The 12,709-nt window shown below is 71.2% G+C and carries 14 protein-coding genes; 4 read left to right on the plus strand and 10 right to left on the minus strand.

Annotated elements, in window-relative coordinates; translation table 11 throughout:
* Positions 1–198: 198 nt before the first annotated feature.
* Entirely contained in the window at positions 199–594 is a 396-nt protein-coding gene (locus OG199_RS21240) for a pyridoxamine 5'-phosphate oxidase family protein (protein ID WP_356808219.1), read from the minus strand.
* Positions 595–613: 19 nt separating this feature from the next.
* Complete coding sequence (locus OG199_RS21245; RefSeq protein ID WP_356808217.1) at positions 614–2,104, minus strand: MFS transporter; 1,491 nt, start codon at positions 2,102–2,104, stop codon at positions 614–616.
* Positions 2,105–2,346: 242 nt separating this feature from the next.
* Between OG199_RS21245 and OG199_RS21250 the strand changes: the two genes are divergently transcribed.
* Entirely contained in the window at positions 2,347–2,754 is a 408-nt protein-coding gene (locus tag OG199_RS21250; protein WP_405834626.1) for a winged helix-turn-helix transcriptional regulator, read from the plus strand.
* Between the two features lie 43 nt (positions 2,755–2,797).
* On the opposite strand, the gene OG199_RS21255 is transcribed toward OG199_RS21250, so the two are convergent.
* From OG199_RS21255 to OG199_RS21265, 3 genes are all read right to left on the minus strand, one after another.
* Positions 2,798–3,334 (minus strand): flavin reductase family protein, encoded by a 537-nt coding sequence (locus OG199_RS21255; RefSeq protein WP_405830801.1) that lies wholly within the window; start codon positions 3,332–3,334, stop codon positions 2,798–2,800.
* A 205-nt stretch (positions 3,335–3,539) separates the two neighbouring features.
* The gene (locus OG199_RS21260) at positions 3,540–4,919 is read right to left on the minus strand and encodes a cation:proton antiporter (RefSeq protein ID WP_356808215.1); all 1,380 of its coding nucleotides are present in this window, start codon (positions 4,917–4,919) and stop codon (positions 3,540–3,542) included.
* Positions 4,916–5,362 (minus strand): nuclear transport factor 2 family protein, encoded by a 447-nt coding sequence (locus OG199_RS21265; RefSeq protein WP_401806505.1) that lies wholly within the window; start codon positions 5,360–5,362, stop codon positions 4,916–4,918. Before OG199_RS21265 ends, OG199_RS21260 begins: the two co-directional genes overlap by 4 nt.
* Before the next feature lie 213 nt (positions 5,363–5,575).
* On the opposite strand from OG199_RS21265, the gene OG199_RS21270 reads away from it, so the two are divergent.
* The 3 genes from OG199_RS21270 (at position 5,576) to OG199_RS21280 (ending at position 8,358) form a co-directional block, all read left to right on the plus strand.
* A complete protein-coding gene (locus OG199_RS21270) occupies positions 5,576–6,271 on the plus strand; it encodes an antibiotic biosynthesis monooxygenase (RefSeq protein ID WP_356808211.1) in 696 nt (231 codons plus the stop codon).
* Between the two features lie 294 nt (positions 6,272–6,565).
* Entirely contained in the window at positions 6,566–7,555 is a 990-nt protein-coding gene (locus OG199_RS21275; protein ID WP_405830804.1) for an aromatase/cyclase, read from the plus strand.
* Complete coding sequence (locus tag OG199_RS21280; protein ID WP_401806500.1) at positions 7,552–8,358, plus strand: 4'-phosphopantetheinyl transferase family protein; 807 nt, start codon at positions 7,552–7,554, stop codon at positions 8,356–8,358. Before OG199_RS21275 ends, OG199_RS21280 begins: the two co-directional genes overlap by 4 nt.
* Before the next feature lie 142 nt (positions 8,359–8,500).
* Here the strand turns inward: OG199_RS21280 and OG199_RS21285 are convergent, their stop codons facing one another.
* From OG199_RS21285 to OG199_RS21305, 5 genes are read right to left on the minus strand one after another with little or no spacing between them, the layout of a single operon-like run.
* Complete coding sequence (locus tag OG199_RS21285) at positions 8,501–8,737, minus strand: acyl-CoA carboxylase subunit epsilon (RefSeq protein ID WP_401806498.1); 237 nt, start codon at positions 8,735–8,737, stop codon at positions 8,501–8,503.
* Positions 8,738–8,768: 31 nt separating this feature from the next.
* Positions 8,769–10,337, minus strand: a complete 1,569-nt coding sequence (locus OG199_RS21290) for an acyl-CoA carboxylase subunit beta (RefSeq protein WP_401806497.1) — start codon at positions 10,335–10,337, stop codon at positions 8,769–8,771.
* Between the two features lie 58 nt (positions 10,338–10,395).
* Complete coding sequence (locus tag OG199_RS21295) at positions 10,396–10,701, minus strand: acyl carrier protein (RefSeq protein WP_148014262.1); 306 nt, start codon at positions 10,699–10,701, stop codon at positions 10,396–10,398.
* Positions 10,698–11,636: an MFS transporter gene (locus OG199_RS21300; protein ID WP_405830807.1), complete on the minus strand. Its 939-nt coding sequence runs from the start codon at positions 11,634–11,636 to the stop codon at positions 10,698–10,700. The genes OG199_RS21295 and OG199_RS21300 overlap by 4 nt, the downstream gene beginning before the upstream one ends.
* A gap of 4 nt (positions 11,637–11,640) precedes the next feature.
* Positions 11,641–12,624: an alpha/beta hydrolase gene (locus OG199_RS21305; RefSeq protein ID WP_405830809.1), complete on the minus strand. Its 984-nt coding sequence runs from the start codon at positions 12,622–12,624 to the stop codon at positions 11,641–11,643.
* Positions 12,625–12,709 lie beyond the last annotated feature (85 nt).

Below are 12,709 nucleotides of genomic sequence, written 5' to 3' on the forward strand. Positions count from 1 at the left end.
GATACAGAACTCTGACAAGTTCTGACAAGTTCGTCAGAGGCCCGGCAGCTACCGGGCGGTACGGGGTGCGTACTCCAGGGGGAGCATGCGAGAGGGTGCCGGAAGTGTCTTCCGGCACCCTCTCGTCCGCCCGGCGACCGTCTCCTCCGCCCGGCCCGCTCGCGCGTGCCCCGTACGGGAGTTCGGTGCGGGTCCGGTTCAGTACAGGCCCATCACCCGGTCCACCTCGATCTCGATGACCGCCAGGCCCGGCGGCTGCGGCGGCTGGGACCAGTACCGCTTGGCGTAGCGGCGCATCCCCTCCACCACCCGGGGCGGGTCGGTGGAGACGGTCGCCGGGCCCTCCAGGGTGATCCAGCGGGGCCCCACCAGCTGGCACACGGCGGCCCGGCCGCCGGCCGCGGCCAGCAGGTTGCGGGACTTGCGGCGGTGCACGGTGGTCATCACCCGGGCCAGGCCCGCCTCACCGTCCCAGGTGAACCGTACGGGCGCCACGTGCGGGGTGCCGTCCGGGCGCAGGGTGGTCAGGGTGCACAGGGCGTTCTCGGCGAGGAACTCCTCCGCCGCGGCGGACAGGGGCAGTTGCTTGGACATGGCCGGGTCCGTTCTTCCGTCAGGCGTGCGCGGGCACGGCCGCGGACTGCTCGGAGGACTTGGTCAGCGGAAGCAGCACCAGGGTCACCAGGAAGGCGGCCGCGGCGAAGCAGGCACCGACGAGGAACGCGTCGTGGAAGACGGTCGTACGGGCGTCCTGGACCAGGGCCGGGACTCCGTGGGCCTTGGCCGTCAGCTCGTCGACGCGGCGGAAGGCGTAGGTCGCCGCGACGGCCAGGCCGAGCGCGCCGCCGACTTCCTGGGCGGTGTTGATGAGACCGGCGGCCAGGCCCGACTCGCGCTCCTCGATCCCGGCGAACGCCGAGACCTGCAGCGGGACGAAGGACATGCCGAGCCCGAGGCCCATGAGGACGAAGGCGGGCAGCACGTCCGTCAGGTACGAGGCGTCGGACGGGGCGCGCCACAGGAGCATCATGCCGGTCGCGGAGAGCGCGAGACCGACCAGCAGGACGGGCTTGGCGGCGACCTTGGTGACGACCTGGGAGGCGATGCCGGCGCCGACGGCGGTGAGCACCGCGAGCGGCACGTAGGCGAAGCCGGTCTTGACGGCCGAGTAGTCCAGGACCTGCTGCATGAAGAGGCTGGCGAAGAAGAACAGGGTCACGCAGGTGCCGAGCAGCAGGACGGCGATGACGTTGGCGGCGCGCAGCGAGGGGCGCCGGAAGACGCCGAGCGGCATCAGCGGCTCCTTGGCGCGGCGCTCGATCAGGACGAAGGAGACGAGCAGGAGCGCGGAGAGGACGAACCCGCCGATGACCCGGCCGGTCGGGACGTCGGAGTCGGAGACGGTCTGGCCGAGAGTGAAGATCAGCGCGACCAGGCCACCGGTGAGGGTGACGGCACCGGCGACGTCGAAGGACCTGCTGCGCTCGGCGGAGCGGCTCTCGCCGACGACCATCGGGGCGACCAGGGCGCCGATGATGCCGATCGGCACGTTGATGAAGAAGATCCAGCGCCAGCCGGGACCGTCGGTGAGCAGACCGCCGAGGGTGACGCCGGCGACGGCGGCGAGACCGCTGAGCGCGCCCCAGGCGCCGAGGGCCTTGTTGCGGGCCGGGCCCTCCTCGAAGTTGTTGGTCAGCAGGCTGAGCGCGGCGGTGGCGATGAACGCGGCTCCCAGACCCTGGGCGCCGCGGGCGCCGATCAGCATCGTGGCGTTCTGGGCGACTCCGGCGAGCAGGGAGGCACCGGCGAACAGGAGCAGGCCGGTCTGGAGCATCCGGCGGCGGCCGAGGGTGTCGGCGAGCCGGCCGGTCAGCAGCAGGAAGCCGCCCAGGAGCATGCCGTAGGTGGTGACCACGTACTGCAGCGCGGTCGTGGAGATGTTGAGTTCGTCCTCGATGGTCGGCAGGGCGACGTTCACGATCGAGACGTCGAGGAAGGTCATGAAGCCGGCCAGGCAGAGGAAGGCCAGGATGAGTCCGGGGCGGCGGACCGGCCCGGAGTCGCCCGCCACCGCGGGGCTGTGGGTGGACTCTTGGATGGACATGTCACTCCCTAGGAGCATGAGGATTCTGGGACGGGGACGTGCGGGGAGGTGCGGGTATCGCTGGCTTCTCGGAAGCTAGCATCCTGAGTAAAGTAGGTACCTAGAGGAAAGTGACTTCCCGGAAGGTGATGATCGGTATGAAGAGCACCGCGGCCCAGAACGGCGGCGCGGCCCCCGGGGGCGCGACGAGCGCGGGCGCCACGACCGTGGGCGAGAGCGCCGTCGCGGGCGCCACCCCGGTCCTGGCCGGCCCCGAAGCCGCACACGCGGCCGCGGCCGGTTCCCGGCAGCCCTGCCTGATCGAGCCGGTCCTCGACATCGTGTTCAGCCGCTGGACCACGCCGATCCTGTGGACGCTCAACGCCTTCGGCACCCAGCGCTTCGTGGAACTGCAGCGCAACATCGGCACCATCACGCCGAAGGTGCTGACCCAGCGGCTGCGTCAGCTGGAGCGCGACGGACTGGTGATCCGCACGTACTTCCCCGAGGTGCCGCCCCGGGTGGAGTACCAGATCAGCGACCTGGGACGGACCCTGGCGCCGTTGTTCGCCTCGCTCACGGACTGGTCGACCGTCCACCTGCCGCTCGTGGAGCAGGCGCGTCAGGAGTTCGACACGGCGGAGGAGCAGGCCTCGGCCCGTCACCACTGAGTCCGGCCCGCCCGCCGTGGCGCCGCCCACGTCCGTCACCGGGTCACCGGCCCGGCAGGACCCGGTCGTCGCCGAGTTCCCGCATGGCGCCCTGGAAGAAGATCAGCGGATCCTCCTCCCCGGCGGGCGTACCGAGAGAGACGACCTCGCCGAGCAGGATGGTGTGGTCGCCGCCGTCGTACTCGGCGGCCAGCCGGCACTCCAGGTGGGCCAGCGCCTCACTGAGCACGGGCAGTTCGTGGACCGACCTGTGGTGCGGCACCTCCTCGATCCGGGCGGTCCGCCGACCGGCGAAGGCCCAGGCCACCGGCTCCTGGCGTTGCGTCAGGAAGTTCACGACGAAGCCGCCGGACTCCTGGACCACGGGCAGCAGCCGGGAGTTGTGGTGCAGGCAGATGAGCACCAGCGCCGGGTCCAGGGAGACCGAGGTGAAGGAGTTCACCGTGGCGCCAGCGGCGTTCTCACCGCTGCCCGAGGTGATGACCGTGACACCGGTGGCGAAGTGCCCGCACACGGTGCGCAGCGTGCGGCCGTCGACCGGACCGAGCTGCTCGGGGATGGCTTGCGAAACGGGTATCACGACAGCCCTCTCGTTCTCGGATACGGGTTACGGGTTACGGGTTACGGGGGTACGCGCACGCTTCGGACGGGGTGCGCGGGATTCAGGTGGACGGGGACCTCGGCGGCCCGGGGGCCTCGGCCACGCGGAGGTCGGGTGCGCGGAGGTCGGCCACGCGTAGGTCGGGTGCGTGAAGGTCGGGTACGGGGGGTTCGGTGCGCGGGTCTCAGCCGCGTGGGCGGCTGAAGTCCGCGGCGGCTTCCGGGCCGTACGGGGCCGGTATCTCGGACGCCCCGGATGCCCCGGACACTTTCGACGCCTCCCGCGGCTCCGACGTCGCCGACACGTCGGCCGTCGCCGGACCGCGCCGGGACAGCAGCGGTCCCGCCATCGCCGTCGTGACGAGGGCCATGATCACGAGCATGGTGAACATGCGTCCGTCGAGCACGCCCAGGCTCACCGCGGCGTTGAGGATGATGAGTTCGGTCAGACCCCGGGTGTTCATCAGCAGCCCCAGGTCCTTCGCCTCGCGCCAGGAGAACCCGGCCAGCCGCGCCGGAAGGATCGCGCCGACCAGCTTGCCGGTGCAGGCCACCACGATGATCGCGACGAGCGCGACGAGGTCGCCGGAGGTGAGCGCGCCGAGGTCCACGCCGAGCCCGGTGACGATGAAGAAGACCGGGAGCAGCACGACGCTGACGTGGTCCATGGGCTTGCGCAGATGCTCGGCCAGGACCATCGCGGGTTCACGGGGCATCACGAACCCGAACAGGAAGGCCCCGAAGATGGCGTGGATGCCGATCCAGGTGGTCAGCCAGGCCGAGGTCAGGGCGCCCGCGCAGAGCACCGCGAGCAACGCGGACCAGCGCTCGGTGGCGGCCCAGCGCCAGACCAGACGGGCCACCAGCGGCCGTACGACCAGCAGCATCCCCGCGACGTAGGCGGCGCTGTAGAGCCCGATGCGGGCGAGGTCGGAGTAGTTGCCGTTCGCCGTGACCAGGGCGGAGACATACGCCAGCAGACACCAGGCGAGCAGGTCGTCGATGGCGGCGCTGGCCAGCGAGAGGGAGCCGGCCCGGGTGTCCAGGAGCTTGTTCTCGGTGAGGATGCGCGCCAGCACCGGGAAGGCGGTCACCGACATCGCGGTGCCGATGAAGGTGGCGAACGCGACGAAGGAGATGTGGTGTCCGGCCACGCTGGCGTGCTCGTCGTACAGGAACGGGGCGAGCGCCACCCCCAGGCCGAACGCCATCGCGATCGACGACAGCGAGACGCCCGCGGCGAGCCGGGCGTGCGGCCGGATCAGCCGCTTCTCGAACTCCCAGCCGACCACGAACATGAACAGGATCAGGCCGACCTGGGAGACCGCGGACAGCAACGGCCGTACGTCGACGGGGAAGAGGCGCTCGGTCAGGTTCCCCGGCAGCAGACCGAGGACGCTGGGGCCGAGCAGGATGCCCGCGGTGATCTCACCGACCACCACGGGCTGGCGCAGCTTCTGCGCCAGCCGGCCGAGCGCGGCGCCCGCCACGAGCACCACCCCGATGTCGGCGAGCATGATCGCGAGCTTCATGTCCTGGGCGCTGGCCGCCGCCAGAGTCGTCATCGGGGCTCCTGGGGTCGGGGCGGGGTGCCGCGGCTCCAGAGCACGCGGAAGGTCAGGGAGGAGAGTCGCCAGCCCTCGGCGGCTCGGCGGGCCTCACCGGTGGCGAGGGTGCCGACCTGGAACAGGGGCTCGTCCGTCGCGCCGGGGTGGTGGACGTGCGTCGAGACGAGGTTGGCGCGCAGCGTGGCCCGCTCACCGTCGTCGTCGAGGGCGACGCACGCGGGTGAACCCAGGTGCTGGGTGGCGGCGAAGGCCGTCAGCGCGTCACGGTGGTAGCCGGCGAGTCCTTCGAGACCCTCGTGCCGGCTCATGGGGAACTCGACCAGGGCGTCCTTCGTGAAGAGTTCCCGCGCCCACGCGTCGTCGAGTTCGTCGTCGTCGAGACCGATGAGGTACCGGTCCAGGAGAGTGGATATCTCTGATTCTTCCGGGCCTGACTGCATTACCCGAGCATGGCGCCCGCGCCAATCGGCGACCAAGGCCGTTTTTCACAGCTCTGACGAAGTTGAGAAAGATCTGACACGCCCCTCGAACAATTGACAAATGAGCGGTCATTCCTGAACCGCGGAGCCTTTCACATGGACAGATCCGCTTGCCATGCTGCATTCGTACCTCCATTCGCAACTCACCTTTCCTCGAACGGAAGAGACGAGAGAATGCCGAAGATCGCAGCCGATGGTCAGCACCTGACCGTTCTCAACCTGTTCTCGACCGACGCCGCCGAGAAGCAGGTCAAGCTGCTCGCCGCGATGCGCCAGATCGTCGACACGGCGGCCTATGAGGGCTGGATATCCAGCACGGTGCACGCCGGACAGGACAAGCCGGGAACGGCCAACTTCATCCAGTGGCGCAGCACCGAGGACCTGGAGAGCCGTTACGCGGGCGAGGAGTTCAAGCACCGCACCCTGCCGCTTTTCGGCGAGATCACCACCTCGATCCGTCTGCTCCAGAACGAGATCGCCTTCACCCAGCAGAAGCCGGAACTGGGCGGCGTCACGGAGATCTCCCCGGACCGCGACGACTACACGTCCATCGAGCTGTTCGGTGTGGAGCAGGACGACCAGGAGGACCTGATCGACGCGCTGGGCGAGTCCCAGACGTGGCTGGTCGACGTCCCCGGTTACCGCACCCACACGGTCCTGCGCGGCCTGCGTGCCCGCGGTCTCGACGGCAAGTTCGTCGTCGTCTACTCCCAGTGGGACAGCAAGGAGGCGTACGACGCCTTCCGTTCCGTGCCGCAGGGGGAGCGCTCCCCGGAGCGTCAGAAGGTCGACGCCCGCGTCACCGCGCTGCAGACCTGGCAGGACGAGAACACCTACCGGGTCGTGCACACCCGCGCCGCGGGCGAGTGAACCATCCGGCGGCGGGCCGGCCGGACGGCGGCCGGCCCGCCGCCGGGTCCGCACAGCGCGTCACCGCACGGTAGGAGCCAACCGCCGGTTTCACGTGAAACAACGCCCTTCCGCGCCGCACGGCAGAAGGACGTCCACCAAGATCGCGCGCGGACGCGGGCACATGGGCACGATCCCATCCCACTGGCCGGCCGCTGCCGGGAATTCCCCCACCCGGCAGCGGCTTTTCCGTCCGGCACCGTTCCCGCCCCGTCCCGTCCGCGCGCACCACACCAGGACGAGGAGACAGCAAGCATGGAGCACCCGGGCATGCGCCAAGTCGCGCACGAGATCAACGTCGCGGTTCCGGCGGACACGGTCCACCGATTGATCGCCGAGGTGGGGAACTGGCCCCGGATCTTCCCCTCGGTCATCCACGTCGCGCACGAGACGGCCCCCGAAGGCGAGGAGCGACTGCGGATCTGGGAAACCGCGCCGACCGCGGAGGCTCGGCCCTCCGCGGAGGGCGGGCCGTCCGCGAAGGGCGGGCCGCGCAGCCGGCCCCTGCGCCGGATCGTCGAACCCGCCGCACGGCGGGTCAACTTCCAGCATCTGGTCACCGAGGAACACGTCGCCGGGATCGGCGGCGCCTGGCTCGTCGAGCCGCTGGGGGAGAACGCCTCCCGGGTGCGGCTGCTGCACGAGTTCCGCGCCGAGGGCGACATCCCCGAGGCACTGGACAGGATCGACGCCGAGGTCGACCGCGGCGCCCGAGCGGAGCTCGCGGCGCTGAAGGAGAACGCCGAGCGTGAGGCCGCCGATGCCGGCCTGACGTTCTCCTTCGAGGACACCGTCCTAATCGACGGTTCGGCGAAGGACGTGTACGCCTTCGTCAACGAGGCCCACCTGTGGCCCGAACGGCTGCCGCACGTCGCCACCGTCCGCCTGGAGGAGAACACCCCGGGCCTGCAGACCCTGGAGATGGACACCCGCGCCAAGGACGGCTCCGTCCACACCACCAAGTCCTACCGGGTGACCTTCCCCCACCACCACATCGCCTACAAACAAGTCACCCTGCCCGCACTGATGACCCTGCACACCGGCCACTGGACCTTCACCGACACCGACGAAGGCGTCACCGCCACCTCCCAGCACACCGTCACCCTCAACACCGACAACATCCACACCATCCTCGGCCCCCAAGCCACCGTCGCCGACGCACGCACCTACGTCCACACCGCCCTGTCCACCAACAGCCGCGCCACCCTCACCCACGCCAAAGCCCACACGGAAGGCCGTCGTTGACCCCGGCGGTGCGCCGGCTCGCGGTGGCGCGGGGGGAGTTGGACGTGTGGCTGCTGCCGCCGCCCGACTCACCGCGTGATGTCCCCTACGACGAGCTCGACGCGCACGAGCGAGGACGGGCCGACTCCTACCGCAGGCCCGACGACCGCCAGATGTACGCCGCGGCACACGTGGGACTGCGCCGGGTCCTGGCCGGATACACCGGTATCGAACCGAGCCGGCTCCATCTCGCCGGCGAGCGGCACAAGGGCAACGGGGAACGGCACGGTCGGCCGGTGGTGCTCGGGGTGCCCGGCGGTGCCCCCCAGTTCTCGCTCTCGCACAGCCACGGTCTGGCGATCGTGGTGGTGGCCGAGGCACGGGTGGGCGCCGACGTACAGCGGCTGCCGTCCGCCGAGACCGTCGAGGTGTGTCTGCCGGCGCTGCACCCGTCCGAGCGGGAGGAGCTCGAGAAGCTGCCCGAACACGAGCGGACCATGGCCTTCGGCCGGCTGTGGACGCGGAAGGAGGCGTATCTGAAGGGTCTGGGCACCGGGCTGACGCGGGGCGCGGACCTCGACTACCTCGGCGAGGCCGGACTCGCCGAGCGGCCGACGGGCTGGGTGGTGGGCAACCTTCCGCTCTGCTCCACCCATATCGCCGCGGTGGCCCTGGCCGGTGCCGGGGACCGGCCCGTCGCCGTTCGCGCGGTGCCCACCGCGTATCTGTACGCTCCCGACGCGGTCGCACGCCTGGTGCAGATGGAACCGGGCCTGCGTTCCATGCTCCGGGATCCCGCCGAGCACGGGGACCTCGAGCGCTGAGTCCGCACCCCGCGGGGCTCGGACCTCCGTGTGACCGGCCACGACCGGCCCGCGGATCACCCCGGTCACGCACAGTCGAAGGGCCGGAGAGTTCCTGGGAACTCTCCGGCCCTTCGGCCTGCTCCACCCCCGTCCGCTCCGCTCAGGCCGCCGCTCGCCAGGTGCGCGGACCGTCGAAGCCGGTGATCCGCTCGGGCCGCCGCCACAGGGCGACGACCTGCTGCCTGCGGGCGACGTCGTCCGGTACGGCGCCGGGGCCGGCGGTCACCGCCATGAGCACGGCGGTCAGCGCGGCCAGTTCCTCCGGCGAAGGGCTACCCCGCTCGATCCGGAACAGCGGACCGGCCACGGGGTCGGTGTCAGGGTGCTGTGCGGTCATGGATCCTCCCTCACTCACTCTTCGGGGCCGCTCACTGAGGCGGGTTGCCGTGTTTACGGCGGGGCAGTTCGGCGTGCTTGGCGACGAGCATCGACAGCGAACGGGCCAGGACCGCCCGGGTCTCACGCGGATCGATGACGTCATCGACCAGCCCACGTTCGGCGGCGTAGTAAGGGTGGACCAACTCCCTCTTGTATTGGTCGATTTTCTCTCTACGCATCGCGTCCGAGTCGTCCGCGGCCGCGATCTCCCGGCGGAAGACGACGTTGGCGGCGCCCTCCGCGCCCATGACCGCGATCTCGTTCGTCGGCCAGGCCAGCGCGATGTCGGCGCCGATGGACCGCGAGTCCATCACGATGTACGCGCCGCCGTACGCCTTGCGCAGCACCACGGAGACCCGCGGCACGGTCGCGTTGCAGTACGCGTACAGCAGCTTCGCGCCGCGCCGGATGATGCCTTCGTGCTCCTGGTCCACGCCCGGCAGGAACCCCGGCACGTCGACCAGCGTGACCAACGGGATGTTGAAGGAGTCGCAGAACTGGACGAACCGTGCCGCCTTCTCGCTCGCCTTGATGTCCAGCACACCCGCCATGGCCGCCGGCTGGTTGGCGACGATGCCCACGGTGTGGCCGTCGACCCGGGCCAGCGCGCAGACGATGTTCGGCGCCCAGCCCGCGTGCACCTCCACGAAGTCGCCGTCGTCGACGAGTTCCTCGACGACCGCCCGCATGTCGTACGAGCGGTTCCCGTCGTGCGGCACCAGGTCGAGCAGCACGTCCCCGGACCGGTCGCCCGGGTCGCCGCCGACGTGCCGGGGCGGCAGCTCACGGTTGTTGGACGGCAGCATCGCCAGGAGGTAGCGCACCTCGGCGAGGCAGCTCTCCTCGTCGTCGTGCACGAAGTGCGCCACCCCGGAGACCTCGCCGTGGACGTCGGCGCCGCCGAGCCCGTTCTGGCTGATCTCCTCCCCGGTGACCGCGCGGACCACGTCCGGCCCGGTGATGAACATCTGCGAGATGTCGCGGACGGCGAAGACGAAGTCGGTCAGCGCGGGTGAGTACGCGGCACCGCCCGCGCAGGGGCCCAGCATGACGCTGATCTGCGGGATCACCCCGCTCGCCCGGGTGTTGCGCTGGAAGATGCCGCCGTAGCCGGCCAGCGCGGAGACACCCTCCTGGATCCGGGCGCCCGCGCCGTCGTTGAGCGACACCAGGGGCGCTCCGGCGGCGATGGCCATGTCCATGATTTTGTGGATCTTGCAGGCGTGGGCCTCACCGAGCGCGCCGCCGAAGACGCGGAAGTCGTGGGCGTAGACGAAGACGGTACGGCCCTCGACCGTGCCCCAGCCGGTGATCACACCGTCGCCGTAGGGCTTCTTGGCCTCCAGGCCGAAGCCGGTGGCCCGGTGCCGGCGCAGCGGTTCGACCTCCTGGAAGCTGCCCTTGTCCAGCAGCAGCTCGATGCGCTCGTGTGCGGTCAGTTTGCCCTTGGCGTGCTGGCGTTCGGTGGCCTTCGGGTCCTGTCCGGCCCGGGCGGTGTCCTTGCGTTCGGCCAGCTCCATCAGTCGGCCGTCGAGTTCCATGGGTATCGCGGGCTCCATCTGGGGGTCTCCCCTTCACATGTTTCGAGAGGTCTGAGAAGGACTGGATACGGGCGGGTCAGCGGGCGAGCAGCGCGGTCAGTTCTCCGACGGTGCTCTCCCGCAGCACCTCGGCGGGCACCTCGGCGTCGAGGGCGCGCCTGATCCGGCGCCCCAGGTGCAGGGCGTCGAGCGGGTCGAGACCCTGGCCGCGCAGCGACAGGGCGGGCGAGAGCCGGTGGCCCGGCGGGACCGCGAGCAGGTCGTGCAGTTCGAGCCGCAGGCAGTGGCCGATGGCACCGGCCCGCTCGTCGGGAGTCATGGCGCGCAGGGCGACCGGATCGGGAAGCCGATCGAGCCAACTGCACGGGTTCTCTTCGCTCATGGGGCTGCCTTTCGTGGTTGGGGCCGGGCCCGGCCCGGTGCCGTTTGCGGCCGGTGGCTGTTCAGGAGACGGCGTGTACGCCCCGCGAGCAGCGAACCGGCGGCGAACGCCGTGGTCAGCAGCCCGAACGTGGTCGCGCCCGAGGGGAAGACGGACTTGGCGAGCAGCGGCAGCGTGAACGGGAAGGTGAAGCCGAACAGGCCGACGACCGCGACCAGCGCCAGCGGTACGAACGGGTCGGGGCGACCGCGCACGTGCCGCAGGCCGTCGATCACCCGGGCGCCGCGTTCCGGCGCGGTGGTCCGCAGGAGTTCCCCCGGGCGCATCAGGCGCAGTGCCGTCACGGCGGCGAGACAGCTGACCGCGTTGCGCGGCATCGCCGGCCCCGCGCCCACCGCGGTGATGAGCGGCCCGGCGAGGGCGGGGCCCACCACGCAGGTGGTGTTGAAGTAGGCGGCGCTCACCGCGGAGGCGTCGGGCAGCAGGTCGGGGCCGACCATCTCGCTGACGAACGCCATCCGGGCGGGTACCTCGACCGCGTTGACGGTGCCCAGGGCCGGCGCGAAGCAGTACAGGTGCCACAGCTGAACGGAGCCGGTCAGCACCAGCACGGCGAGCGCCGGAGCGAGGAAGCCGGAGGCGCGAGTGGCGAGGGTGAGCAGCAGCCGCTTGTCGTGGCGGTCGGCGAGCCGGCCTCCGTACAGCGTGAACAGCAGCAGGGGGCTGAACTGGAGCGCCGTGACCACTCCCAGGGCGGCGCCGGAGTCCCCCGTCAGGGAGAGCACCAGCCAGTCCTGGGCGGTGACCATCATCCAGGTGCCCGCGACGGATACGACCTGGCCGGCCGCGAAGAGCCGGAAGGTGCGCACCGCCGGCGACCGGAACGGCGCACGGCGTGGGCCGGCCCCGTCGCCGGGCCCGCGTGTCGTCGTCATGACGTCAGGGGGTGACGGACGGGCCCGCGGTCCGGCGCGCGAGGCACTGCTCGAAGAACGCGAACGCGCGCAGGTGGTACGTACGGGCGGCCCAGCCCAGGCTGATGTTGTGCCCCGCGCCGGGCTGGCGGTCGACGGAGGCGGACGGCGCCGACGCGAAGTGCGCGGCCAGGTCGGCGACGGTGTCCTCGTCGTGGTGCCACCACAGTTCCTGCTCGGCGAAGGTCAGCCGCACCGGGACCCGCACCGCCGCCGCCGCGACCGGGAACCGGCGCGGCCACTGCACGGCCTCCGCCCGCTCGCGCGAGGGCATGGGCGCGACCATGGCCTCCGCCTCGCGGAAGGTGTTCGGCGGATAGAAGCGCAGAGCGCCCCAGTTCCGTTTCCAGTTGCGGTGCTGGTGCGGGTCGGGTCCGTCGCCCGGGTCGACCGCGTAGTCGCGGCCGAGCCCGGAGATGTCGAGCCCGAGCAGCGGCGGCACGGCCGGATCCGGGTCGCCGGCCTGACAGGCGGCGTACGTCAGCGCCAGCTTGCCGCCGAACGAGTGCGCGAGCAGGAACACCCCGGCACCCGTCTCGGCGCGCCCGGCCAGATGCCGCAGCGCCGCGTGCAGCGCACCGGCCTGCTCGGCCAGGGTCTGCCCGCCCGGGGCGTCCGCGGCGGACAGCCCGTAGCCCGGCCGGTCGACGGCGACCACGGTGTAACCGAGCCGGGCGCCGAGGGCGAGCAGGGAGACGTCGGGGTGGGCCTGCCCGTCGAAGTAGGCCGCGCTCATCCCCCCGCCGTGCACCGCGACGACGGTGGCCCGCGGCGGCCCGGCCGGCTGGGCGATCAACGCGGAGAGCGTGACGTCACCGGCCTGCAGGGCGACGGGACGGACCCCCGGGGACATGGCCGAGCCCGGCACGGACGAACCGGGCACGGACGAACGGGACACGGACGAACGGGATACGGACGAGGGGATGGTCTCGGCCGTGGGAACGCTCACTGGGGTACTTCCTCTCGTGGTCGTGCTCTGGTGTGCGGGCTCTCCTGGTCCCCGGGACACGGCCCGCCGTCGGCGCGGGCGGCGG

It is taken from the genome of Streptomyces sp. NBC_01176 (assembly GCF_045039825.1).
Lineage (GTDB): Bacteria > Actinomycetota > Actinomycetes > Streptomycetales > Streptomycetaceae > Streptomyces.